This is a genomic window from Mesorhizobium silamurunense (assembly GCF_014843825.1).
Classification (GTDB): domain Bacteria; phylum Pseudomonadota; class Alphaproteobacteria; order Rhizobiales; family Rhizobiaceae; genus Mesorhizobium; species Mesorhizobium silamurunense.
Map to the genome: position 1 here is coordinate 54,720 of NZ_JHQR01000348.1, position 24,208 is coordinate 78,927.

At 62.6% G+C, this 24,208-nt stretch carries 18 protein-coding genes; 9 read left to right on the forward strand and 9 right to left on the reverse strand.

Going from position 1 to position 24,208, the window contains the following annotated elements; all coding sequences use genetic code 11:
• Positions 1-46 precede the first annotated feature (46 nt).
• Genes DH10_RS32450 through DH10_RS32480 form a run of 7 tightly spaced genes read right to left on the reverse strand, consistent with a single transcriptional unit; the run spans position 47 to position 5,252 of the window.
• On the reverse strand, positions 47-535 hold the full coding sequence (locus DH10_RS32450) for a hypothetical protein (RefSeq protein ID WP_192251686.1): 489 nt from the start codon (positions 533-535) through the stop codon (positions 47-49).
• Positions 522-1,880, reverse strand: a complete 1,359-nt coding sequence (locus DH10_RS32455) for a FliI/YscN family ATPase (RefSeq protein ID WP_192251689.1) — start codon at positions 1,878-1,880, stop codon at positions 522-524. Before DH10_RS32455 ends, DH10_RS32450 begins: the two co-directional genes overlap by 14 nt.
• Entirely contained in the window at positions 1,877-2,497 is a 621-nt protein-coding gene (gene sctL / locus DH10_RS32460) for a type III secretion system stator protein SctL (protein WP_192251692.1), read from the reverse strand. Before sctL ends, DH10_RS32455 begins: the two co-directional genes overlap by 4 nt.
• A complete protein-coding gene (locus DH10_RS32465; protein ID WP_192251695.1) occupies positions 2,497-3,180 on the reverse strand; it encodes a SctK family type III secretion system sorting platform protein in 684 nt (227 codons plus the stop codon). The genes sctL and DH10_RS32465 overlap by 1 nt, the downstream gene beginning before the upstream one ends.
• Positions 3,117-3,953 carry a type III secretion system inner membrane ring lipoprotein SctJ gene (gene sctJ, locus DH10_RS32470; protein ID WP_312891293.1) on the reverse strand — a complete coding sequence of 279 codons (837 nt, stop codon included), beginning with the start codon at positions 3,951-3,953 and terminating at the stop codon, positions 3,117-3,119. The genes DH10_RS32465 and sctJ overlap by 64 nt, the downstream gene beginning before the upstream one ends.
• A gap of 9 nt (positions 3,954-3,962) precedes the next feature.
• Positions 3,963-4,583 (reverse strand): hypothetical protein, encoded by a 621-nt coding sequence (locus DH10_RS32475; protein ID WP_192251698.1) that lies wholly within the window; start codon positions 4,581-4,583, stop codon positions 3,963-3,965.
• Between the two features lie 12 nt (positions 4,584-4,595).
• Complete coding sequence (locus DH10_RS32480; protein ID WP_246506265.1) at positions 4,596-5,252, reverse strand: type III secretion protein; 657 nt, start codon at positions 5,250-5,252, stop codon at positions 4,596-4,598.
• Between the two features lie 234 nt (positions 5,253-5,486).
• Here DH10_RS32480 and DH10_RS32485 point away from each other — a divergent pair, with 234 nt between their 5' ends.
• Together DH10_RS32485 and DH10_RS32490 are read left to right on the forward strand one after the other, a co-directional pair.
• Positions 5,487-6,209, forward strand: coding sequence for a L,D-transpeptidase (locus tag DH10_RS32485; RefSeq protein ID WP_343221659.1), 723 nt, complete (start codon positions 5,487-5,489; stop codon positions 6,207-6,209).
• A 3-nt stretch (positions 6,210-6,212) separates the two neighbouring features.
• Entirely contained in the window at positions 6,213-7,190 is a 978-nt protein-coding gene (locus DH10_RS32490) for a LysR family transcriptional regulator (RefSeq protein ID WP_192251701.1), read from the forward strand.
• On the opposite strand, the gene DH10_RS32495 is transcribed toward DH10_RS32490, so the two are convergent.
• Together DH10_RS32495 and DH10_RS32500 are read right to left on the reverse strand one after the other, a co-directional pair.
• Positions 7,163-17,035, reverse strand: coding sequence for a LysM peptidoglycan-binding domain-containing protein (locus DH10_RS32495; protein ID WP_192385783.1), 9,873 nt, complete (start codon positions 17,033-17,035; stop codon positions 7,163-7,165). The genes DH10_RS32490 and DH10_RS32495 overlap by 28 nt on opposite strands.
• A gap of 77 nt (positions 17,036-17,112) precedes the next feature.
• The gene (locus DH10_RS32500; RefSeq protein ID WP_192251707.1) at positions 17,113-17,973 is read right to left on the reverse strand and encodes a MurR/RpiR family transcriptional regulator; all 861 of its coding nucleotides are present in this window, start codon (positions 17,971-17,973) and stop codon (positions 17,113-17,115) included.
• A gap of 212 nt (positions 17,974-18,185) precedes the next feature.
• On the opposite strand from DH10_RS32500, the gene DH10_RS32505 reads away from it, so the two are divergent.
• From DH10_RS32505 to DH10_RS32535, 7 genes are all read left to right on the forward strand, one after another.
• Complete coding sequence (locus tag DH10_RS32505) at positions 18,186-18,368, forward strand: hypothetical protein (protein ID WP_192251710.1); 183 nt, start codon at positions 18,186-18,188, stop codon at positions 18,366-18,368.
• A gap of 124 nt (positions 18,369-18,492) precedes the next feature.
• On the forward strand, positions 18,493-19,509 hold the full coding sequence (locus DH10_RS32510) for a SctD/MshK family protein (protein WP_192251713.1): 1,017 nt from the start codon (positions 18,493-18,495) through the stop codon (positions 19,507-19,509).
• The gene (locus tag DH10_RS32515) at positions 19,506-19,946 is read left to right on the forward strand and encodes a hypothetical protein (RefSeq protein WP_210325170.1); all 441 of its coding nucleotides are present in this window, start codon (positions 19,506-19,508) and stop codon (positions 19,944-19,946) included. The genes DH10_RS32510 and DH10_RS32515 overlap by 4 nt, the downstream gene beginning before the upstream one ends.
• A 137-nt stretch (positions 19,947-20,083) precedes the next feature.
• Positions 20,084-20,275, forward strand: coding sequence for a hypothetical protein (locus DH10_RS37415; RefSeq protein WP_246506273.1), 192 nt, complete (start codon positions 20,084-20,086; stop codon positions 20,273-20,275).
• Positions 20,272-22,440: a type III secretion system export apparatus subunit SctV gene (gene sctV, locus DH10_RS32525; RefSeq protein ID WP_246506275.1), complete on the forward strand. Its 2,169-nt coding sequence runs from the start codon at positions 20,272-20,274 to the stop codon at positions 22,438-22,440. The genes DH10_RS37415 and sctV overlap by 4 nt, the downstream gene beginning before the upstream one ends.
• 48 nt (positions 22,441-22,488) lie before the next feature.
• Complete coding sequence (locus DH10_RS32530; RefSeq protein WP_246506277.1) at positions 22,489-23,847, forward strand: type II and III secretion system protein family protein; 1,359 nt, start codon at positions 22,489-22,491, stop codon at positions 23,845-23,847.
• A 12-nt stretch (positions 23,848-23,859) separates the two neighbouring features.
• Positions 23,860-24,208, forward strand: a 349-nt coding sequence (locus DH10_RS32535) for a hypothetical protein (RefSeq protein WP_192385784.1), incomplete at its 3' end; no start/stop codon positions are given.

The window sequence follows — 24,208 nt, forward strand, 5'->3', positions numbered from 1 at the left end:
GCGAAGGCTTGTGGCATCACATCCATATTCACGATCACGGATTGGGCTAGCGTTCTGTGGACAGGCGCGGTTGCCCGCGCTCCTCTTCCTCTGAAAGCTCGGCAAAGGCCTGGCGACGACGAGCGCTGCGTCCGGTCAGTTGCTCCGATAGCCTGTCCAGCTTGGCCACTGCCCTCATACTCGCCTTGTGGTCATGGCGGGCAGCCGACAATTCCGCTTGCCGTCGCTGCTCGGTGAGCGCTGCCGTCTTCGCGTTCTCCCGCAACTGCTCGGTTTTCCTCGCGTCGCCCTCGAAGCGTCCCTGGAGCCGGCGAAGGCTGGCCACCTTTACAGTCTGTCCGACAAGCGCATCGAAGGCTGCATTTTCGGCGTTGACGGCGCGCTCGAGGTGATCCGTCACCGCTGCGGCCGCCTCGCGGCCTTGCCTTGCCGCCCGGTGCGCAGCCGCGTGGCTTCTGATCACGTCTTCCCTTGCGCGTTCTTCACGGCGGCGCCTGAGGTCGCGCAATCGGTCGATCATGTCACGCTCCTTCATCGACGATCTCCCGCATCAATTGGCGAGTCCTGCCGATGCTCTCGTGCGTGGCGGACGGCTGACATAGGAAGGCGTTGATGGCGTCGATCTTCGCCACCGCTGCGTCCGCCACGGCGTCGCTGCCCTTTTTGTACTCGCCGACACGCAAGAGAAGTTCGATGTCGGCGTAGCGAGCGAGCAATTCGCGCAGACGGCTGGCGTCGGCCCGATGCGTAGACGGCATGACGGCATCCATCAGGCGACTCCTGCTGCGCAGGACGTCGATGGCAGGGAAATGGTTCCGCTGCGCAAGTTCGTTCGACAGGAAGACATGGCCGTCGAGAAGCGCCTGGATTTCCTCGGCAACCGGATCCAGCGTGCCGTCGCCTTCCAGAAGGACGCTGTAGAGACTTGTGATGGATCCCACGCGACCGAGCCCGGAGCGCTCGAGCAGGCGCGGCAAGACCGCAAATAGCGAAGACGGAAAACCGCGCCGCGTCGGGGGCTCGCCCGAGGCCAGGCCAATTTCACGCTGTGCACGGGCAAACCGGGTTATGTTGTCCATCGCAAGCAGCACATGCTTGCCCTGGTCGCGAAAAAATTCGGCGATGCTGGTCGCCACATAAGCGGCCTTGACGCGCTCGATGGCGGGTCGGTCCGAAGTCGCGACGACGACGATCGCCCGCTCCCGGCCTTCCGGTCCAAGGTGGTGTTCGAGGAATTCGCGCACCTCACGCCCGCGCTCGCCGACGAGGGCGACCACGGCAACATCCGCGTCGGTGCCGCTGACGATGTCGGAAAGCAGGATCGACTTGCCGACACCAGGCTCGCCGAAGATGCCCACGCGCTGCCCGCGCGCGCAGGTGAGCAGGCCATCAAGAGCGCGGATCCCAAGCTGGATCGGCTCGGAAATCAGGCTCCGCTCCAGCGGGGATGGCGGATAGGCATTGACCGGATAGCTGCCGACAATGCCGTCAGGCGAAAGCGGCCTGCCATCCAAGGGCTCGCCGAACGCGCTGATCACCCGGCCCAGAAGGCCGGGTCCGACGGGCACCAGCTGATCCTTTCCGGTTGCAACGACCTCGGTCAGGTTTGAAAGGCCGGTCAGATCGCCCAGCGGAACAAGGATGGCCATCTCATCCATGAGTCCGACGACTTCCGCCTTGGTCGTCCTGCCGGTCTTGGGGTCGACCAGCTCGCATATCTCGCCGATGCGGGTTTCTTCGACGGTGGCGTGGATGACAGTCCCGAGCACACGCCGCACGCGCCCTTTCCGGGGGCGGCTGGCATCGTCGCGCAGGCCGGAGCGAAGATTTGGAACGATGGACGCCAGCCGGCCCTCGATATCGATGACGGGACCTGTCATGCCGGCGCCTCGGCCTTTGACGAGATTGCGGTGGCGATGGCATCGAGCTGAACGTCAATGCTGGCGTCAACGACGGCGACATCGGTCGAAAGGATGCACGCGGTCGCCGCCAGCGCATCGTCCGTATCGATTTCGACCGTCATGCCCAGATCACTCTTGCGCAGGATCGCGTCCAGCTCTTCGCGAACCCTGTCGACGGAAGCGGGATGGACGCGGATCTTCAGATATTTGGCTCGGCGAATTTCGGTCACGGCCTGTTTTGCGGCCCTTGCTACAAGCGTGCCGACGTCGAATTCCCCCAGAATTCGCCTGACGACCTCGAGGGCAAGACTGGTGACTTCGGCTTCCAGCCCACCGAGGTAGCGATCCACCTTGACTGCTGTTTCGCTTATCAGTCGGCTGGCATCTGCATCGCCTTGCGCCTTGCCGTCCTCATAACCCTGCGCATATTCGGCTGCATAGGCACGCCGGGCGGCGTCGCGCATCTGCTGGGCATCACGCCTCGCCCCGTCGAGAAAAGCATACCCATCCTGCCAGGCGCGCGCCTCGGCGGCGCGCAAGATGCGGGCGTAAGACCGCCTTGGCATATCGGTGGTCGCAGTAACCGGTTCGACCATCACGCCAACCTCGTCGCGCGCCGGACGATCGCCGGACCGCACTCGACGAACGGCTTGGCCGTCCGGTCGACGAATTCGTGCGGCATGAGCTTGAGGCGAACGCGCCTGCCCGTCTCGCCAGGCATCGCCTGACACCACCCGCCAAGGCAGCTGAGGCCATCGGCATAGACACGACGGCGCATATCTTCCAGAGCTTCCAACGGCTGCACCGGACCGGCCAGATCGCGGTTGGCGACTGCGAAAGTGCAGAGATCCGCGCCGAGCGCCACCTGCAGCGCATCGGCCTCGCGTCCATCAATGACAGCGGCAAGGCTGGCGGCCCAGTAGATTGCGCCCGAGCGAAGTGCGAGCTCCTCCAGATCCTCCCTCGACGATAGGGCGATCGCCCGATCCAATTCGTCGGACGGTTCATCGACCGCGCAAGAGAGCCGGTAGTGCTCGAGCAGAAGCTTCGACAACCGCTCATGCAGGCGTTGCGACTGCAGCATGCGTTGGCAAGCAGCTTCGCTGATCGCGCCGTCAAAACATTCCGCGAGCCGGGCCGCGTCCGCATAGGATGCGAGGCCGGACACGAATGCCTGCCACTGCGGGCTGGCGGCTTGCTCCGAGCGGGCCCGCGTCATGTCTTCTTCACAGGTATTGCGGAAGCGTCGAGGGCGTAGACACCGGGCCGTCGGTACCACTGCAGGTACGCCAACCGGGCAGCCAGCGCGAATATCGCCGCCGCCATGCTGAAGAACAGCCACATCGCGGCTGCCACGCTGTCCGGATGCAGCCAGAGACCAAGGAAGGTTGTGAACCCTGCCTCGGATTCCTGCTCCGGGGCTGTCGCGGCGACCGGAATGAGCGTGACGGAGACGTTGTCATAGGTCAGCCCGGCGATACCCTTGGCCACCAGCATCTTGACCTGTGGGATCAACGCATTCATCGGCACGGATGCCCGATGCCGGATGAAGACGGAGGCGGACGACGGCACCAGCTGCTGTCTCAGCGGATCGTTTTCGGGCAGAACGAGATGAACGCGCGCGGAGAGCACGCCGTCGATGTCCGAGATCGTCTGCGAAAGCTCCTGGCTCAGGCCATAGATCATCGTCGCCCGCTCTTCCACCGGCGAGGACACAAGCCCACCCCTCTTGAACACTTCGCCGAGCGTCTGGAATTCCTGTTTGGGCAAACCGCTTTCGTCGAGGATGGCCATGGCTTCGGCAAAACGGCCCTTCTGTACGGAAACCGTCATCTTGCCGTCCTTGCCGGCCTCACGTTGGGCCGGAATCCCATGACGCATCAGCGTGGCCACGATCTCGTTGGCCTGTCGCTGATCGAGGTTGGAATACAGCTCCACCGAACAGGCCTGGAGCATAAGCATGCCCACGACAACAAGCGCGACGCGGCACCCGGCGACGCATCGATTGAACAGCGCTGACCGCCGCGGCAGGACCAATTCGGGCACGAGCACTCCGCAGCCCTATTGTTGCTTGATCAGCGTGCTGGTGGACGACGTCACGGCCTTCACGCTGCTCGTCACGACTTCGAGATTGGCTGCCGCCCACATCACAGAAATGGACCGCTCGAGCAGTTGCTCGGCATTCTTTGCCGGCGCATTTTCGGCTTCCTTGCCCGACGGTGCAGCATCCTGCGTGGCGGCCGTTTCAGCGTGCGCCGGCGTGTTCGCGCTGCCGAGCGCCTTCTGGACCTGCTGCATGGTTCCTTCCAGCGACTGAACAGCGGAACCGAGCAGAGCCGAAGGATCCGTGACCGCTCCCCCTCCAGACTTCTCCACCTCGGCCAGATAGTCGAAGAGTTTGCGTTCAACGAGCGGCCCGGCCCTTTCCGATTTGGAAGACTGTCCGGCCATTGCCGGATTGGCTCCGGACGATGCCTGCGCCACCTGCTGGCCTGCGCGTGTGGCAACATCGCCGCGCTCAGGCGCGTTGAGCCGGGCGGCATCGTGCTTTTCCTGCTTGGCGCCTGCCATTCGGTTGCCCGGCTGCGCTGCCGCGCCGGCGGTGATCTGCTGCTGAGAGCTTATGCTGGTGGTCAAGTTTGCCAGCGTGGCCTCCAGGGCTCCAATCGGCGCGATCTGCATGAAGCTGCCCTCCTATTCATTGATCGGTTTTCCGGAGGGGACATTTTGCGCCTCCGCCTGCCTTCCGCGAAAAACGCGGACCGAAGCAACCTTGCCCGCTTCCTGCCTGTTGCCCTGTGCGGCGGGAACTCCGAGCGTCTTCCTGACGAGCTCGATGTAGGACGGCGGACCCGATACCGAGACGACGTCGTCCTGCGTGGAAACCTTCACCGGAAACTTCGGATCGATGACGCCCAGCCGCGAAAGCCGGTCTTCCGCGTCGGCAGCCGTGTTGGCGTCAAGCGGGATCATTTGCGTCTGAACCTCCGCTTCGGTGGCGACGTTCATGACGATACCGTCGAAATGCCAGACCAGACCGTATCGATTGCAAATCTCTTCCAGAAACTCGCGCGCCGTTCCAACCGGCATGCCGGCGCTCAAGCGTCCCTTCACAAGCTTGCTGACGCGCATAGGCACCCGCATGTTGCGGCCGAGCTCGACAAGCGCATCCGTCACCGACTGATCTATGGTGATGTATTTGTAGGGACCGGGAGGCCAGCGCGGCTCGGCGGCATCCGCCCTCGAAGCAGCAAGGCCGAACATCAGAATCACCGCAAGGGCGCCGGCCACGAAGGCAGCGTTGGCTTTCGACAACCGGTGCACATGGCAGGTACCGCGTGCCGTCAACATTGGGTCCTATCGCAGGGGCGCGGAGCGATAGCCCGCGTCGCCCGTGTCATGGTTTACCCGCCGAGTTCATCCTATCGCGCGCGTTGCCAAATTGGAAGTCCAATTGGATTGCATTTGTGTACTTGGTTCCAAATGTTGCGAACGGTGAGCAAAGCGATATGGTGCGCATGGAATCAGGCAGAAGCGGTTCTTGGTCGCCGGCTCCATGCTCGAATATGAAAGGGATCGGCCTGGGTGGCGGCACAGAAGGACCTTCTCGCGAGCTTAAATGATCCCGCCGGCATCACTGGGCGCTGGACCCTGACCGGTCCGCGTCTCGTGAGTGACTTGGGTAAATCGGTTCTGGTCGCAGCCACGTTGACTGCCGCCTCGGCGCCGGCGCAGGGTCAATCGAATAGCGGCTATGACCCGCGAAGCTGGAGTTACGATCAAGCCCGAAATGTGCTGGTCTCGCCATCCGCCCCCGACCAGGCCCCGGGTGGAGAAATGCGGCCCGCATGGTCGGCAATCCCAAGGGAGATCGTTGATTTCGGTGAAGCTCAACCGAAGGGATCAATTGTGATCAACACCACGGAGCGGCGCCTTTACTACCTATTGGGGGACGGCAAGGCGCTGCGATACGCGGTCGGCGTCGGCAGGGAGGGGCTCGAGTGGTCCGGTCGCGACACGATTTCGAGCAAGAGGGACTGGCCGGACTGGCGCCCGCCGGCCGAAATGCGGACCAGGGAAGCATCAAAGGGCCGCTTCCTGCCCGCGCGCGTCGCGGGAGGGCCGAACAACCCATTGGGCGCGCGCGCGCTCTACATCGGCAACACGCTTTATCGCGTTCATGGCACCAATCAGCCATGGACCGTCGGACAGGCCAATTCCTCCGGTTGCATCCGCATGACAAATGAAGACGTTATCGATCTATATGACCGGGTGAAGATCGGCGCCCAGATTATTGTTCGGCATTGAACCGTGATCCCTTTCAACATCAAGCAGCTCGAAACCTTTCTCCTGGTGGCGACTTTCGGAAGCTTTCGAAAGGCTGCGGAGCGTCTGAACACAACACAGCCGGCGGTGTCGACACGAATTGCCGGTCTGGAAGAAGCGCTCGGCGCGAAGTTGTTCGAGAGGCAGAGCAGCACCGTAAGGCTGACCGCAGAGGGACAACGGCTGCTGCCGCCAGCGCAACGGGTGCTGCGCGAGGCCGAACGGCTGCAGTTGACGGCAAACTCTCTTTCGGAGACCGCGGGAGTGCTCAGGCTCGGGGTTGCCGAAACCATCGTGCACACCTGGCTTCCTGATTTCCTCAAGGAATTGCAGGTGAATTATCCGCTTGTCGATACGGATATCGTCGTCGACACGACGACAACCCTTCGCAACGAACTCATGTCCCACCGACTCGATCTTGCGGTGCTGATGGGCCCCATGCAGGAATACAGCATCGAGAATATGGAGCTGCCATCCTTCCCGCTCGTATGGGTCTGCTCGCCCACCTTGAAACTACCCAACCGAGGCAAGCTGACGGTGAGCGACCTGATGCAATTCCCAATCATCAGCTATGCGCGCACGACGAGACCCTACAGCGAACTTTACCGCAAGCTGACCGGCGAACTTGAAGCGACGCCGCGTATCTTTCCGGCCAATTCGCTGGCCGCTTCCATCAAGATGACGCTGAACGGAATCGGTATCGCCTCCCTCCCCAGGGAAGTTGTCCAAGACTACACGGCCAGCGGCACCCTGCGCATCGTCGACTGCGAGTGGCATCCCTCCGACCTGCGGTTCACCGCTTCGTACTCCTCCGAACCATCGAATCCGATTGCGGAGCGGGCGGCAAAGCTGGCCGGCTGCATCGCACATGCATATGCCGCGAGAATCGGCAAGACGCAGCCTGCCGACGAACTCGGAGTTGAGCCCGTAGCGTCTCAGCCGACCGACGCAATTGGCAGGTAGATGCGGTCGCCAGAGAAAATCATATCCGGGCTCAGAATATGATCCATGTTGAGCACCACCGTATCCGCCACGTCGGCTGAATGCGCCTTGGCGATCAGGCGGATGCTGTCGCCGTCCTTGACCTCGACCCATTGATAGCCGTCTTTCTCCAACGTCGGATTCGTGCGGCCCTCCGAATTGCTGCTGCCCTCGGGATGAACCTCGACATAGTCACCCGAAACCCAGCCGCTATGCTTTTTGCCGTCCGGTCCGAACCCTTCGACGGGTATCCAGGCCTCTCCTGACGGATCGGTCGAAGGCTTCGCGGTCTGCTCGACGAACGTGCCGGGTTGCAGAACCGTCACCACGGCAGAATCGCCCTCGGGCTGGCTCCGCAAATTCAGGCCGTCATCCGCCGACACGACGAGTTGCGGGAAGTCTTCGGGCGGGGTCTTCGGCTTGCCTGGAACATCCAAGTGATCGTCGGGCTGCTGGGACGTCGCACCGCCATCCGGTTTTTTCGGATCGGGCGGAGCGGTTGTTTTCGGGTCCCAGGGCTGCGCGAGCAGGGAGTCCAGAGAGAAGAGAAGCATTCCGATGCCGAAGGTGATGCCCAGCGTCCATCGATCCGCTGTGGCCCATCGTTTGTCGGACTTCGCCGCCGCCGCGATATCGGCATCGGTTCGCGGTACCGAACGGCGATTCATCCGGTCCGTCCTTATGGCCGACGCCCAGAACTCCGCGCAGCCGAACGTGAACATGGTGCCGGCGACTGTGGCGATCGGCGCCGGCCAGGAGTGCAGCGTATAGACGGCGCAGCCAAGCACGTAGCCGGGCCCGGCCAGATGCTCGGCCATGTTACGGATCACCGGCCTGCCGGTGAACGACTGCAGCATCGACTTCGTGCCATAGACGACGTTGCCGAGCGAGAACGTGCTGTTGACGACAATATCCTTGCCCTGGATCATCCCTGTCGCGGCACCTGGCGCTGCGGCAATGAATGTGGCTCCGCCGAGCGCATTGAGGAACCGCCCGAACGGCTTGTGATTTGCAGTCGCGTTGGGGAAGATCGCCTGCGTGCCGAAAACGAGGCCTCGCACGCCGAATGCCACGGCTCCGGCAGTGGCGGTCCAGGTTGGGGGCAACGAACTCCACAACATGTATGAGGTGCTCGACATGCCGCCAAAGGTGGCGAGCGCCTGAGCGTTTTCGCGCATCCTGGCATGGCTCAGCGCCAGGTCGACGCTGGCGGCCTGATCCGGCGTCATCGCCTTTTTATGGGTCGCCCGAAAGGTCGTCAGCTGCAGCACGGAGAGGGCGTCCGTCTGATCCCCGCTCATCCACTCGAACTGCTCAAGCGTGAACTTGCGGAACTGGCCGGGGCTCATTTCCTCGAACTGTTTCGGTGTCACCGCTTCGATCCGCGGCTGGGTCAGGGCCTCGATATGGTGGATCGTGAAGGCGCCCCATTGATCGCGGGTCAGCGCCGGGATCTGCTTGCCGGTCAGCCACGGCACCTGCTTGGGATCGAATTTCGCCATGTCCATGGAACCGATCATGGGTTCAGGGATCGCCTGAACCTGGCGCTCGACGAGGTTCTTCAGCAATCCAGCCTCGCCCAGATCCTTGAATTGCTGTGACGTGAACTTCGCGACCTGGCCGGGCTTGAACCACGGCACCTGCCGCGCATCCAACTTCGACACGTCAACGAGCCCGACTTTGTCTCCTTTTATCGCCTGCAACTGTGGTTTCGTCAGGTGACGGATCAAACCCGATTTGCCGAGATCATGGAACTGCTGGTCGGTCAGATTGCGGATGTGGCCCTCGGTCAGCCAAGGAATCTGCCTCTCGACGAGGCCCGCTATGTTGACATAGCCTGTCTTTGTCTTCGGGATACCCCGCAATTGGCTCTTGGTCAGAGAGGGCAGCAAGCCGGCCTGATCCATGTCGCGGAACTGCTGTTCCGTCAGTTCGGCTACCTGCTCGCGCTTCAGCCAGGGAATCTGGTTCGGCTGGAAATCGCCCATGACGAGATCTGGCACCTGATCAAGCGGGGTAGCTCTGACGCCATCCCGGGTGAGCGGTCCGTTATTCGGAGCCGATTGCCCCTTACCGCGCGAAGGCTGCGCGGCGGTATTGGCCTGTTGATTGTTCTCTTCCGGACGGCCCAGGCTTCCCGGCACGTGACCGTCGGAAGCTCCGCGTATCCAGGGCAGCACCACGGCCTCGCCCGTATCGGGGTCGTACACCAGTATGTGCGTCTTGTCCGCCACCTCCGGGGCATCGCCCCATACGCGCGGGCCGTCTGAGGGCGGAACATGGACCTGCTTCGGGCTCCTCGGCCCGGTGCCCAGCACTGCCGCCGTAATCACCTTGCCGCTTTCGTCTTCGAGCTGAATGGTCCGGCCCGAACCGCTCTTGGTCGACGCGGATTGGGGTTGCGGTGTTGCAGCGGCAGGTTTGTTATGTCCGAAGATGTTTCCGACAATCCCGGCATCGTCGAGCGCCCCTTGCAACTCGGCCGAAGGCGGCGCGTCGAGGAAAACCCAGCGCGGTTGATAGCCTGGGTTCTCATTCCGCAGCGCCACATCCTTGTTTATCTGTTCCTGCAGCTTCGGCGTGAGCGGCACTTCGCGCATCTGCGCGACACCGTTGATCGTCGTCCAGCGATGGTAGGTCTTGACCTCGATCGCCTCGATCACATCCTGGCTCTTGAAGACTGGCGCATCCACGTAACGCCCGCCCTGGCCGGTAACGGCGTAGGGACCGTCCGGGTTGGCCTCGACCGGAAAATGCGCCTCTCCAAGCGACCCGTTGAGTTCGCGTGTATAGATCTCGCCTGCCTTCCACTTTTCGGGCTGCCGCATGTTGCGGATCTGCTGCAGCGAGTAGGTTGTCGGCGGAGCCGCCTCGATGGCTTTCCTGACCGTATCCGGTGGCACCGCTTCTTCCTTTGGCGTTCCTTGACCGCCCGGCACATGGTCCTCGGAGGCGCCGCGTATCCACGGCAGGACGTATGCTTCTCCCGTCTCCGGGTCCCGGAACAGAATATGCGACTTGTGGATCAACTCCGGTTCGTCGCCACGCGCTTGCGGCCCGTCGGCCGGCGGCACATAGACGTTCTCTGCACTCTTTGGCAGCGGTCCGTAGCGGGTGGCGGTCACCGATTGCCCGTTCTCGTCCCTTACCTGGATCGGCCCGCTTCGGCGGCTGCCTACCTGCGAGGAGAGGAACGTCAGCACGCCGTCGGCAACGTCCTGGCGCATGAAACCGCCATCGACGATCGAAGCGCCGAAATCGCTCTTGAACTGCTCGATCGCGACGAGCTGATCCGGCCGCGCCGTCTTCTGCAGGTCTGCCAGGAACTGGTCCAGCGAGGCCTTGCCGCCCTTGGGTATGGCCGTCGAGGCTCCGTCACGCGACGTTTCCACCGCACGGGCGAGCCAGGCCGGGATCGCCAACTGCTCGGACTGTCCGCCGGCGCGGTCGAAGGTCAGGGTCGCGGTTTCGTTCTTGGCGATCGAAGGCGCGGTCTTGGCGGCCTTCGACTTGTACTGGAATCTCACCTCGGCGCTGAACGCCACGGCGCCTGCCGGCAGCGGAGGCGTGGAGAACGAAATCGTGTAGCGCGTCGCCGGAGTCCCGTCGGAACCATAGAGGTTCCGGTAGATGTTGCCGGCGCTCGGCATGTAGCGCGGCTGCGGTGAGCCGTCCGGGGTGAAACGCGCCGGAAGCCAGGATTGTACTGCCGATTTCACCTTGTAGGTCGCGGAGGTGGCTACCCGATCCGGATTGAAGCCCAGCGCGCCCGGCAGCCTGTTGCGATCGTTGAAGATGACGTCGACCAGCATCGCCTCGGGGTTCACCACGCGAGCCTTCTCGCCGGTCAGCAAAACAATGTCCGCCGTGGGCGACTTGCCCGGCACCGCTGAAAGCCGCAGTCCGCTCAGCGTCGGCTCATCGACCAGAGAAACCGTGTTCGACGAATCGATCTGACCGGACTTGACGAGGGCGCGGATCGACCGGATGCCATCGCCCTGCCCGATCGCCGTGACGAGTTCGGATGCCTTCGCCGGGTCCTTGACGGCGAACTGGATCTTCAGGTTTGTCGAACCAAGGGCCGACTGGATCTGGTCGAACGCCTGCGCCGACACAATGTCGCCCGGCTGCAGCGTGTCCTTGACAGGCATTTCCGGACGCCTCTCGAAACCGATGCGCGGCATCTGATCGACCGCCGCGACATGATTGGCCACGATCGGCAGGCGTATGCCGGCCTTGGTCTCGGTCATGACGCGATCGAAAGGAAGCGCGGCTTGCAGCGTGACGTGGCCGGAGCTGTTTTCCGCCGGCACGCCAAAGAAATCGTGTTGGCCGGGCGCGAGGGTAACCTCCTTGCCTTCGAGCAAAGGCGTGTAGGTCATCTCGACCACGGTGCCTTGGCCATCCGGCGTCATCCCGACAATCGCGGCATCCAGCGGTCTGGCGTCATAGCCGGTCCCGTCGCTGAACACCGCCCCGCTCGCCGCCGCCGAGAGATCGCTGGCACGGACCGGCAGGGCCGTCTGATTGGACACAGGCCAGACGCCGGCTTGGAGGCCGGTGATGTTCCTGTACTCGCGCGACCGATAGGAGATGACGCCCTGGGTGCCGAGCGCGTCCTTGACGGGCGTCAGGCTGCGTTGGCTGACACTGTCGACGATCGACCATCCGATCATGCCGAAATCGGTTTTGGTGCCGACGCCGAAGCCAACGGCAGCAACGGTTGGCGAACCGATCCCGAACGCCTGGCCCGTGTTCAGCCGGACCCGGAAGGTGACGCCGACGCGGAAGTCGGGCAAGATCTCGCGAAGCGGCGTGCGCGGTATCTGAACGCCGTCCGGACCATAACGCTCGGCCATCTCGCGGCTGGAATAATAGCCTTTCTCCTGTTCATGGCGGTTGACGAGCTGCTCGACGGTCAAGCCGTCGAGATAGGCCGACGGCGTCTTCGGATCCTTGCCGCTGGTGTAGATGTAGCCGCTCGTGTCGCGCTCGGGCATGCCGGTAAAGCTGCGCGTCTCCGGATCCCAGACAAGACGTACCGGCCCGTCCTTTCCTGTCGGCGCGCCCGGCACGACGATGGGATCGCCGTCGGCGAGATGCGGTGTGCCGGAGGCAGTCGAACCATCGGGATCGCGGTCCGGCGACGCCGTCGAGCCATTGCCGCCGGCTTCATCGGTCTTGATCACCTCTCCTGGGATCACCGGGTGGCTGGGGTCGTGGAAGACCTGTTCTCCGGTCGGCCTGTAAACGCCGTCGGCGCCGATTTCGTACACATCCATCGGGCGCCCCGAAGGGCCGGGTTCCAGCGCCAGTTGCGACGGTCCTTTGCCGCCGGGCGGCTGCTGGAACGGTCCGTCGCTGCCGGGCGGCGGATTGGCATCAGCGCCGGGAGCGTTGGGGTCCTGCGTGCCCGTTCCTGGCCGCATCGTCCGCAGACCGTGGATGCCAAGCCCCGTGCCGGCGATGCCGGTGCCGAGACCCGTAAGCGCGTTGGCAAGCTGGAGACCGTTCATCTGGTCTCCGTTGGCGGCAAGATCGTAGGCGGATGTTGCCAGTAACGGTGAGCCGACAATCACCGAGCCGACATCCATCCCCCACGCCGCCTTGTTCAGTCCGGCGCTCGATTGCATGTATGTGCGGGTTTCGGATGCCAACGCCCAGTTCGATCGTGTTGCGCCGATGCTGCCGGCGAAGGCGCGGGGGCTGGCGGCAACGCCTGCCAGGAATGACTCACTCTTCGCCGCCATGCCGATGGTGCGCAGGCCGCTGGAAGCCATGGGCAGCGCCGTGGTTGCTGCGCTGGCGATGTTCGTCAGCGACTCGCTGTCGTACCACTCGCCGCCATGGTCCAGGTGGTTGACCTCGTTTATGACCGCTCTGGTTCCGAGATAGGCCGCGCCGGTATAGGCCAGCGGCGCCGCGACCGGCGCGGCCGGCGTGAACGACAGGATGGTGGCGATGCCGGTGCCGATGCCAACCAGCGGATCGACGACCTTGTCCCAGACGGAGACGTTGCGGGCCTTCACAACTTCAAGCGCGATCTTGCCGTCGGCTCCCGCCTTCATCTCCAGGCCTTTGGGAACAACGAGCTTGCCGTTCTCGCCAAACTGGCTGTTGTTGTCCTGGAAATCGCCGAGGTCGTCGAACTTCTTGCCGGTCGCGTCGACGTAGCTGGTGTTGCCATCACCGTCGCGCACCGCAAACAGCGTCACCTGCTGCGTTCCAACCTGGTCGTCGACATAGAAGATCGGCACGCGACGCACATACGGGTTGTCGCCGCCGATATCGCGGATCTCGTCCGTCACATTCTTTATCGCGTCGCGGCCGTCATCGGTCGAACTGTCCAGGCCGAGCGTTTTGGCTACCGTAGTATCTAGCTCCGTGCCGTGCTGTTGGTGGAACTCCTTGTCGTAGCCTCTGTCGAGCAGCTGCTGGAACCTCGGCTGATAGATGGCGTCGAGCGTCTGCTGCTCGTGCTTGTCCAGATAGGTTTTGTCGACAGTGGTGTTGTCATCGGCCAGCAAAGACGGCTCGCTGAGCCGAAGCTCGTGATAGTCGTTGAAGCCCTGTAACTGTCTGCGCAGATCCTGGATTTGACTTATCTGAAGCCTTGTCGCCTCCAGCCTGAGCTTGGCGACCGCCAGTTCGGGATCGACCCAGCGGCCATTGGGGTCGTCATCCTTGGTATCAAGGTCGATCCAGATCGCCTTCCCGCCCTGGCTCAGCGCATCGATCCCATGCTCGTTGTAGTTCCGGGCAACGTCCGGCGCCACCTTGATCGTCTGTCCGCCGACATTGATCTCGACCGGCTGCACGCCGTCGGGCAACGTGCCTTCGGGAGCATCGACCGATCCCGGCTTGTGATGCGTCAGCGCATTGTCGAAATTGGTCTGCAGCGTCGGCAGCTTGGCGTTCAGATCGGCGAGGCTGTCGCCGAGCTGCCGGTCCAGGACGTCGTTGAGGCTCTTTGCCGCCTGCTCCTCGCTGGACCTCACCGATTGCAGGCCATTTGCCGTGCACATTTTTGCGTTGGAGTCGTAGCCGGCCAGCAGCGCCTGCCAGTCTTTGTTGAGTTGGCGATCGCGGTATTCGCCCCTGACATGCTTGTCGTTCAGGCTGTAGGTCAGCTGCTGTTCGGTGGTTCCCTCATCGAAATGGTTGATTACCCAGAGCTGGCCGTCACGGATCTCGAGCGACGAGTTCTTGTAGTGCCCGAGGTAGTCGCCATTGATGCGATTGTACTTCTCGTCAAAGTTGAAATTCTGTTTACCAAGATATTCGGTAGCCAGCTTCTGCTCGAGGTCCGTCTGCCGCGCGTTGACCTGTGCGGCATCGGCATGGGCGTCGAAATAGTTCTGGTAGGCCTGGGCCAGTTCGAGCTGGTTGCCTGCCGTCGTCTGCAGGGCTTTGAGGTCCTTGTATTCCTTGGAGTCCGCGGGGACGCCGGCGAGTTCGGCCTGCCCAACCAGGTAATCGATGGTTAGCTTGTCGCCCTTGCTCAGATGCAGGCCGACCTCGGAAAACAGCTTGTCGACGGCGCTATGGTCGGCGACGCCCTGGTCGTATTTCGGATCAAGGTCGGGAGTGCCCCGCGCTTTGACCGACGGCGCATTCGGATCGCCCAGAGGAGTGAGCTTGCCTTGACCGGCGATGGCATCCTTGAGAACGCGCCCGGCATTCTCATACTCGCCTCGGGCATCCTGTGCGTTCTGCAGAAGGGTATTGGCTTTGGTCAGCCGCGCCTGCGCATCGGCGAGGGTGCCCTTGGGTTTCTGCGGCGTCCATTGCAGGCCGTGAGGCTCCAGCGCCTTGTTTATGATGGTTTGCGCGCCGTCGACGGCATCCTTGTAGGCAGGATCGAGCAGATCGACGTTGAACTGCTCCTGCCGCTGGCCTGCCAGAGCCCGCGTCTCGGTGATGCGCGACAGTGCGACGTTCTCGTTGATGATGGCCTGGGCGACTTGGGGATCGACCCACCTCCAGACGCCATCTATCTTCATCGGCATCCATTTTCCCCCCGAGGGTGCGTTGCCCTGGGGTGGATCGCCAAATGGATCGACAACCCTGTTCTGCCCGTCCAGCTTGGGCTTGGCGGGCGTGCCCAGGTGGTATTTGTCGATCAGGGCCTGTTTGTCCTGTCCGGCCTTTTCCGCGGCATCGATCAGGCTGGGCAGGGTCTCCCCTGCCAACAGCCCCTCGACGAAGGTCTTCACGACCTCGCCCTCTTTTGCCACCTTGGGATCGCTGCTGTTGGGGTTCACCGCCAGCAGCGTCCTGGCCAGGGCTTCTTGCGTGCTTCCCGCCTCGATTTTCAGGTCGGTGCCGGTGGTGTTGTTGTGCAGCGTCATGCTGCCATCGGGCTTGGTGGTCAGCGTATAGCCGTTGAATGTGACCTCGACCGTCGTGCGGGTGCCGTTGTCGATGGTAATTTTTTCGCCTGTGTGGATTGTGCTCGGGTCGCGCGACGAGCTGAAAAGCTCCGGATTCGTCCGCCTGAGATCATCCAGCGTCACGCCATACTGTTGCGCGATAAGGGTCAGGTTGTCGTTCGGCTTGACCTCGTACTCGACAGGCTTGCCGCCATTGATCTTCTCGGTGGTGGTCGTCGTCACCCGGCCGTCTTGGTCGGTGACGGTCTTGGTTTCGGTTCCCTTGCCATCGATGGATACCGACGTTTTCTTGCCGTCCGCCGTGGTCGTGACGGTGCGTACGTCGTGCTGATAATCGTAAGAGTAGACGATCTTGCCGCCGGAGCGCGGATCGACGATCTCGACCGACTGCGCGTCGCTGCTGCTGGTAGTCTTGACCTGATAGCCGGCGGCTTGCAGTTCGGCGATCACCTGTTCGTTGGTGAGGCCGTTTTCCTTTGCGATCTGATCGATGCTTTTTCCGTCGGCAAGATCGTGTTTGATGTCCTGCGTGCTGGATCCGCCTGGGTCCTGGGCGGGCGCCAATATGGTTTTGTGGCCGTCCGGTCCTGTGACGGTGGTCACGGGAAGAGAGGGGCCGGCGCCTGGCGTCACCGTTTCCACCGACGCACCGTTGGGCAATGACGTCCGCTCGGTGACGGTTCCTGTCCCGAGATCGTCCTCATAACGCGTCGTTATGGCGCCAGTGTCTGAATTGTAGCTGCTGGTTTCCTTGCGCCCGAGCCCATCCCGGGTCGGCGTGGTGGTCGCTGCGCCGTTAGGCTGTGCCTGGACGGTCGCATAGTAGCTGTCATGCTGGTAGTCGTAATATTGCGTGACGGTGCGGCCGCTGGCATCCGTGATTTTCGTCGCCTGCACATCGCCATTGCCGCTCGTCGGGTCGGTGGTCGACACGGCCATCCCGCCGGATCTGAGCGCGGCGATAACCTGTTCGCGCGTCATGCCGCGCGCAGCGGCAATCTGGTCGATGCTTTTGCCGCCGGTGACGTCCTTGACGATGTCGCGGGCAGTCGTCGCTGCCGCGGCGCTGTCTTCGGGCTTGCCGCCATCGAGGTCCACCGGCGTCAGCGCAAGCGTCGAATCGGGCCGCGCGAAGAGGGCTGGCGTGACCGTCGTTCCATTGCCGGATGTGCCATTGCTGGCGTGCACGACATTGGCGCCCGGCGTCGCCGGAGCCGGCTGCGGCTGAAGGGAACTTAGTTGCGTGTTTACATGCGCCAATTCCTGGCGGGCTTGTGCCGCCCAATCGCGCTCGCCCATTCTGTTGGCAAGCCTGATTTCTTCCCGCAGCTCCGCTGCCTGCGCCTCCAGCCGCGCGATCTGCGCTGCATCTGCCTTGGCGTTGACCTTTTGCGGCTGGAGCGGCGGCTTGGTGAGTGTTATCGGGCGAACCATCTGGACGACCTCCGGAAATCACTGTTGCCGGCAGTCTGGCCGCCGTCACGCCCGTCCCGATCGCAACCCTTCCGTTGTTATCGAGGGGGCTTCCAATAAATGCCGAAAGCAGCAAGCTGCTCTTCCGACTGCTTCACTCGTTCCGCCGCATTCGTTTCTGACCGCGTTGCCGTCAACGCCGCCAGGATTTCGACGGCGGCGAACGCCGGCGACATGCTTCGGAAGAACGATTGCGAATTTGAGGTAACAACGATTGCTTCCCGCGCGATCCGGGTCAGCGGCGAGACGCTGCTGTCGGTGATCGCCACCACGCTGACGCCCTGCCGGGCCGCTTGGCGCGCCACTTCTATCGTCATGCGTTCATAGGGCGTCATGCCCACAGCAAGGAGCACGTCGCCGCGCCCTGCATGCTGAAGGGCATCCAGACCCTGTCCGGCGATCCCGCCGACAAGCATCACCTTGCGCTCATCGCCAGCCGCGAACGACATTATGTGAACGAAATGGCTGGCAATTGCATAAGCCGAGCCTGAGCCGAGACCGAAAAGATTGCGCGATCCCGCAAGCAGCTCGGCGGCGGCGATGAATTGCATGGCGTTGCCGTACTCGCCAAGACTTGAGATCTGGGCAGCGAGAGAGTCAGCCACGACCCCGGCCGTCGAATATCCCGAATCGCCATCCCGTTCGCCACCCTGTCGGGCTGGTTCTCCGGCTGTCGTCTCACGCAGCGCGCGCGCATAAAGGCTGCGCATGTCCTCATAGCCTTCAAGGCCGAGCCACCGTGCCAGCCGCATCATTGTGCTGTGCGAAACGCCGGCCTGCTGCGCCTGCTCGCGCATCGACATCAGCGCCACATCCTTGGGATGATCAAGCACGAAACGCGCCGCCACCCGCAGTTGCGGCGGCATATTCTCAAACCGTTCGACCAACAGCTCCGCCAAAGGACCTTTTTCCATTCCCATTACCCCATCAAACCCCGTCGGTCAGGCTACTCCGTGAGCGCCTGAAACGCAACAGTTGGAACAAACATGTCTCAAACATTCCAAGTGGACTTTCATTTCCGATCGTCCTGCCCTAAGTTGTTATAGCAAAGTCCCGGACCGCAGGCGTGAGCCCGGGCTTGCAACCTGAATAGCCCCTCAAGGAGACAATGATGGCTGCTACCCCTCCCATTACGTCCGGCTCTGCAGGGTCGCCGGAACAAAACCTGGACAAGATGATCAAGCAGCAGGAGCGCATGTTCAGCCTAGAGATCACGAAAGAGATCGCGAAATCCCAGCACGACATGCTGATGAGCACCGCCAAGACGCTCGGCGAGTCGGCTGAAAAGGCTTGACGCAGGAGATGCTCGAACTCATGCGCCGCCGCGAGCAACCGGCGGCGTACCTGCACAGCGGAAATTTTCGAACGCCTTCGTCCGGCTGTATTTGAAATCCTCATCGGCGGGGAGATGAAGTGGCATGACCGCTAGTCCTATCGGCAGATATCTGGATGCCGCGCCAGGGCGACGGCTCCGATCCATCATTTCCCTATCGCCGGCAGCCGCACAGTCCATCGCGCTCAGCGTAACCCACGGTTTTCATGCCGGTGCCGAACTCGGCCTGGTTGGCCCCCTGTATACGATCGGCTCCAGCACCGAATCGGACGTTGTCCTCAGGGATGCCGGCATTGCTCCGATCCACGCGAGACTACGGCGCAAGGGCAGCCAGTTTGAAATCGAAGCCGTCGGCGGCGATGTCGCGCTCGCCACAGGCGAAATCATCCGTCAAGGACAGGGCACTCGCTGCAGGTTGCCGGTTGTCATAGGCATCGGCGACGCCCGCATCCGGCTGATCAATCCGGAACACCCTTCCAGCCGGTGGTCGATCGGCAGTCGTTCCATGCTGGTTGCAGGCAGCGTTCTCTTTGCCGTTTTCGCCGTTTCCGTCGCTGCCAACGGGTTCTCTCTCGCCAAGTCCGACTTCTCTCTCGCCAAGGTTGGCGCGCAGACGTCTTCTCAAGACGATCAACCGGTCAGAATGGCTTTCGCCGGCGAGCGGGACCAGGAAGTGCTGGACGATTCGTCGCCAGCGCAGATTCAGACTGTCGCCGAAGCGGAAAGCCAGCTCAAACAGCGTCTCGATCAGTCCGGCATAAGCACGGTGACCGTCCAGCGATCGCCCGGGCGCCTGGTGGTTTCCGGCATGATCTCGAGTGACAAGGGTAACGTCTGGACCGAAACGCAATCCTGGTTCGACCAGGCGTTCGGCGCTCGTGTCCCCTTGGTATCCAACGTCATGATCGGCAACGCGCAACAGCCGCCGCGCCTGACGCTGCAGGCGATCTGGTATGGCGAGCGCCCTTACGTCATCGCAGCCGACGGCGCGCGCTATCACGAAGGTGCGTTCACGGATGACGGCTGGACCATCAAACATATTGGCGAGACGGAACTTCTCTTGACCAAGGGCGGCGCCACGGTCGCGCTGAAATATCCGTGAACCGCCGGCTCGAAGGGCCGCGCCTCGATTCGGTGAGGACGGACACTGCCGGCCGCGACGTGCATCAGGCGGAAGGCGTTCGCGGCCAGACAATCAACCGGCGACGGATGAATGGCGTCGAACAAGGCGCAAAGCGCGCTCAGGGGACGAAATCGGCAGCCGCCGCGGACAGGCCTGAAACGGCGGAATTCCAGGCCTCTCGAGATGCGGCGGGCGAATCGCTGGATGACATTCTCATCAACTTCGTCATGCCCACTATTCCGGAGCCGGCCATCCTGCGTCGCTCCGTGCCTATTCTCCAGCATTTCATAACGAACCTGGTGCCTGACCTTGAGGGCGGCGAGCAACTCAAGACGCTCGCCAGAGCGCTGATCGAGGGTGAAATCGAGCGTCATCGCGATCTGCTTGGTCGCATGCAGGAAGGAATCGAGATCTGACCGACCCGGATGACACGGTCCACCTGCTGCATGTCCTGGGCTATCTCTATGGGTGTCATGGGCAGGCCAAGCGAGGTGCGACGTACCTGCTCATCGCCGCACAGCTGGCGCCGGAAAATGCCGGTCTCCTGCGGACATTGGCGCACCTGCTCATACTTGATGGCGAAGCGGAAAAGGCGCTGGCCACGATTGCCAGGCTGGAGACCTTGGAAGGAATGGACCACCCGGCGCTTGCATTGCTGAAGAGCCGCGCCCTGCTCGTGGCCGGGCGCAAGACGGAGGCTCACAGTGCCTTGCTGCGCTTCCTGTCGCAACGAGGCGTTGAATGACCATGACCGTGTCTGAGCGGCTTCTGCAATTCCTTGCCAGGCTGTCGCGACGCAGCGATCTGGTCATTGCCGTCCTGTTGCTCGTCGCCGTGGTGATGATGCTCATCCCATTGCCGACGTTTCTCGTCGACATTCTCATCACCTCGAATATCGCCATCAGCGTGCTCATCCTGCTGGCTTCGTTTTACGTTTCTCATCCGCTGCAGTTTTCGTCGCTGCCGTCGGTCATCCTCATCGCCACCTTGTTCCGGCTGGCGATCACGATTACGACGACGCGGCTGATCCTGCTCCAGGCCGACGCTGGCGAGATCATTACCGCCTTCGGCACCTTCGTCGTTGGCGGCAGCATTGCGGTCGGCCTCGTCATCTTCCTGATCATCACCGTCGCGCAGTTCATCGTGGTTGCGCGGGGTGCCGAACGCGTCGCCGAGGTGGCCGCGCGCTTCACGCTCGACGCTCTGCCGGGCAAGCAGATGAGCATCGACGCGGAGCTGCGCAACGGCGATATCGATCAGCCGGAAGCACGCCGTCTGCGCCAGCAGCTGGAGCACGAGAGCCAGCTGTTCGGCGCGATGGACGGCGCCATGAAATTCGTCAAGGGCGACGTCATCGCCGGGATTGTGATCATCCTGGTCAACCTTATCGGTGGTTTCGCCGTCGGCACGCTGCAGCACGACATGTCGCTGGGCGATGCGGCCGCGACCTACTCTCTGCTCACCGTGGGTGACGGACTGGTGGCGCAGATACCGGCGCTGCTCGTCGCAGTCGCTGCCGGCACGATGGTGACGCGCGTCGGCAGCGCGGATGGGACAGGCGACCTTGGCCGGCAAATAACCAGCCAGCTTCTGCGGGATTCGCGTGCACTTGCCCTCGCGGCGGTGATCATGGTTGGCCTTGCCATGGTGCCAGGCTTTCCTTCCATCGTATTCCTGGTCCTTGGTGCCTGCTTCGGGGCGGGCGCCTATGCAATCAGTCGCCGCAGCGCCCAGGAGTCCGAACCCAAGGACAGCGGCCAGATCGCGGTGCAGGAACAACGGGGCAGCTCCGCTTCGCTTTCGGCAATTCGCACCGGAACGCTGCCTGCCTCGTATCGCGTGGTCGTACGCCTCGGCTCCGAGCTCGCGGACGCGATTCCGGAGCCCGAATTTGCCGGGCTCGCCGACGGCGTTCGCCGCGAACTCTTCGGCGATCTCGGTGTCGATGTTCCGGCCATCGGCATGCAGGTCGACGAGATGCTCTCGCCACGAAGCATCCGCATCGACCTGGAAGGCGCGCCCATCATGGACGCCGAAATTCCCGCCGGCCGCGTTCTCGTCGAAGCGGACCTTACCCATCTTGATCTGCTCGAAGTGACCTACGAAAAAGCTGTTTCGATTTCAGGCCAGCGCAAATTCGTATGGGTCGATGACCGCCACATCGCGGCGCTGAAAGAAGCCGGCTTCGTATTCTCCACGCCTGCGGAAACAGCCGCCAAGTGGACCGGAAATGCGCTTCGGCTCTATGCCGGCCATTTTGTCGGCATCCAGGAGACACGCAGGCTTCTGTCCGACATGGAGACGGAATACGCGGATCTGGTCAGACAGGCTCAGGAAATCGTGCCGCTGCAGAAGATCGCCGAGGTGCTTCGCCGGCTTGTCGGCGAAAACGTGCCGATCCGCAATTTGCGCCTGATCCTCGAAGCGCTGATCGAATGGGGCCAACGCGAACAGGACGTCGTTCTGCTGACGGAATATGTCCGCACATCCCTGAAGCGCCAGATCAGCTTCCGCTCCGCCGGCCGCAACAACATCATCGCGGCTTATGTGCTGCAGCGGTCGGCGGAGGATGTTCTGCGCAACGCCGTGCAAAGCACATCGACCGGCACATTCCTGAACCTTTCGGATGACGATGCGCAGGCTTTGGTCGGCGAAGTCGAGCGCGCGCTATCGCACAACTCCACCGACGTCTCGCCGGTCGTCCTTGCAGCAATGGACGTGCGCCGTCACATGCGCAGCCTGCTCACGCACAATGCCATCGAGCTGCCTGTCCTGTCCTTCCAGGAACTGGCGCAGGAATTCAACGTCCAGCCGCTGGCCACGATCACCGGCCGCAGCGGAAGAGCCGGCGCGCGCGCGCAGGCGCTGCCGTCGGCTCAAGCGAAAGCTGCGCAGGAGGCAGCCTCATGACGGCAGCCGGACGAACGGGGACATCTGGGGAATCAGGAGAGGAACGGCATGACAATCCACGATACCGCAGCAGGCGTTCGATCCGCCGCTTCCGCCGGGCGGACGGACATGCGCTGGCTCGCTATCGCGACGGTTGGCGTGTTGCTGGCTTTGTTGTTCACGATTGCTGACGCGACGGCGCAGAACGTGTCGCCCCTGCCGAGCAAGCCGACGCTCGACCTGCCGGTCGGGCAAGGCCGCTTGCTGCGGTTCAATGAACCGGTCGAATCCGTCCTGGTCGCAGACACCACGATCGCAGACCTCCAGGTCGTGTCGCCAAGCATGGTCTATGTCTTCGGCCTCAAGCCCGGCCTGACCAATCTCATTGCGGTCACTGCCAACGAGCGGATCGAGGCAACGGCTCAATTCCGCGTCACACCCGATGTCACACCTGCCTCCGAAGCCAAGCATGCAATGCAGCCGAATTCGGCGACAAATCTCCACATTTTCGGAACCCGCATCGTCATCACGGGTGAGGCACGAGGCGTCGATGAAGCAAAGGATTTGGACAATGTCGCACGCACATTCTCGCCGCCGGAACAGCCGCCGCTGAATAACATGACCGTGCAGGGTTCGCAGCAGGTCAACATCCGCGTCCGCTTCGCCGAAGTCTCGCGCACGGAGTTGCAGTCGTACGGTGTCGACTGGTCTGTCGGATACAAGAGCGGCGGCTTCGAATTCAACATGTTCCAGGACAATGGTGTGCCTTCGGGCGGTGGGAATTTTGGTCTGAACCTAGACCAGGCGCACGGCCTCAATTTCGACGTCCTCATCGAAGCCCTGCAACGCAATGGCGTCGTCAAGATACTGGCCGAGCCGAACCTGACCGCAGTGACCGGACAGACGGCGAACTTTCTAGCCGGTGGAGAAATTCCGGTGCCTATTGCGCAGGGATCCGACGTCACAACCATTCAATACAAACCTTTCGGCGTATCGCTCGGCTTCACCCCGACGCTCATCGGCCGCAATCGCATCGCGCTCCACGTCCAGCCGGAGGTCAGTTCTTTGTCGGATGCCGGCTCCGTAACCGCCAACGGCTTTGCCATGCCGAGCTTCGTGGTCCGAAGAGCGGACACGACGGTGGAGGTGGCGAGCGGTCAGACCTTTGCGATCGCGGGCCTCTTCCAGCAGCGGACCTCGCGCAACCTGGAGAAATTTCCGGTTCTGGGCGATGTACCCGTGCTTGGTCCGCTATTTCAATCGCAGCGCTTCCAGCACGAAGAGACCGAACTGGTCATCCTGATCACGCCCTATCTGGTGGCGCCGGTGCGGGACAGCCTCGCCACCCCACTCGATCGTCCGGCTGCCAAGCGGCTCAGTCGCAAGCACGCCAATGACGCGTCGGCGACCGGTCTGATCATCAAATAGCGGGAAACGACCATGACATTGCGCACCGCTTTCTGCTCCGTGCTTCCCGCGCTGTTTCTTGCCGGCTGCGTGAACAGCCCGCAACAGCGGCAGGATTATTCGCCCGGCTACAGCTATGTTTCGACCGATGCCGGCGGCTCCGAGAAAGGCAGCGGCTCCATCCTGGCTCCCAATGCATGTCTGGCCGAACCGGCCGACGACGACAACTCCGCCGCCAAAACCGACCTCACCATCGTCTCCGGTGTCGGCTCCCATCTGCCGGCCGGCTGCGCCAATGCCTACAATCTTCAGCGCATGGCCGAAAGCCAGCGTGACCTCGTCGAGGGCCGCCGCATGGGACCGGCGGCCGCCGCGCCGACCG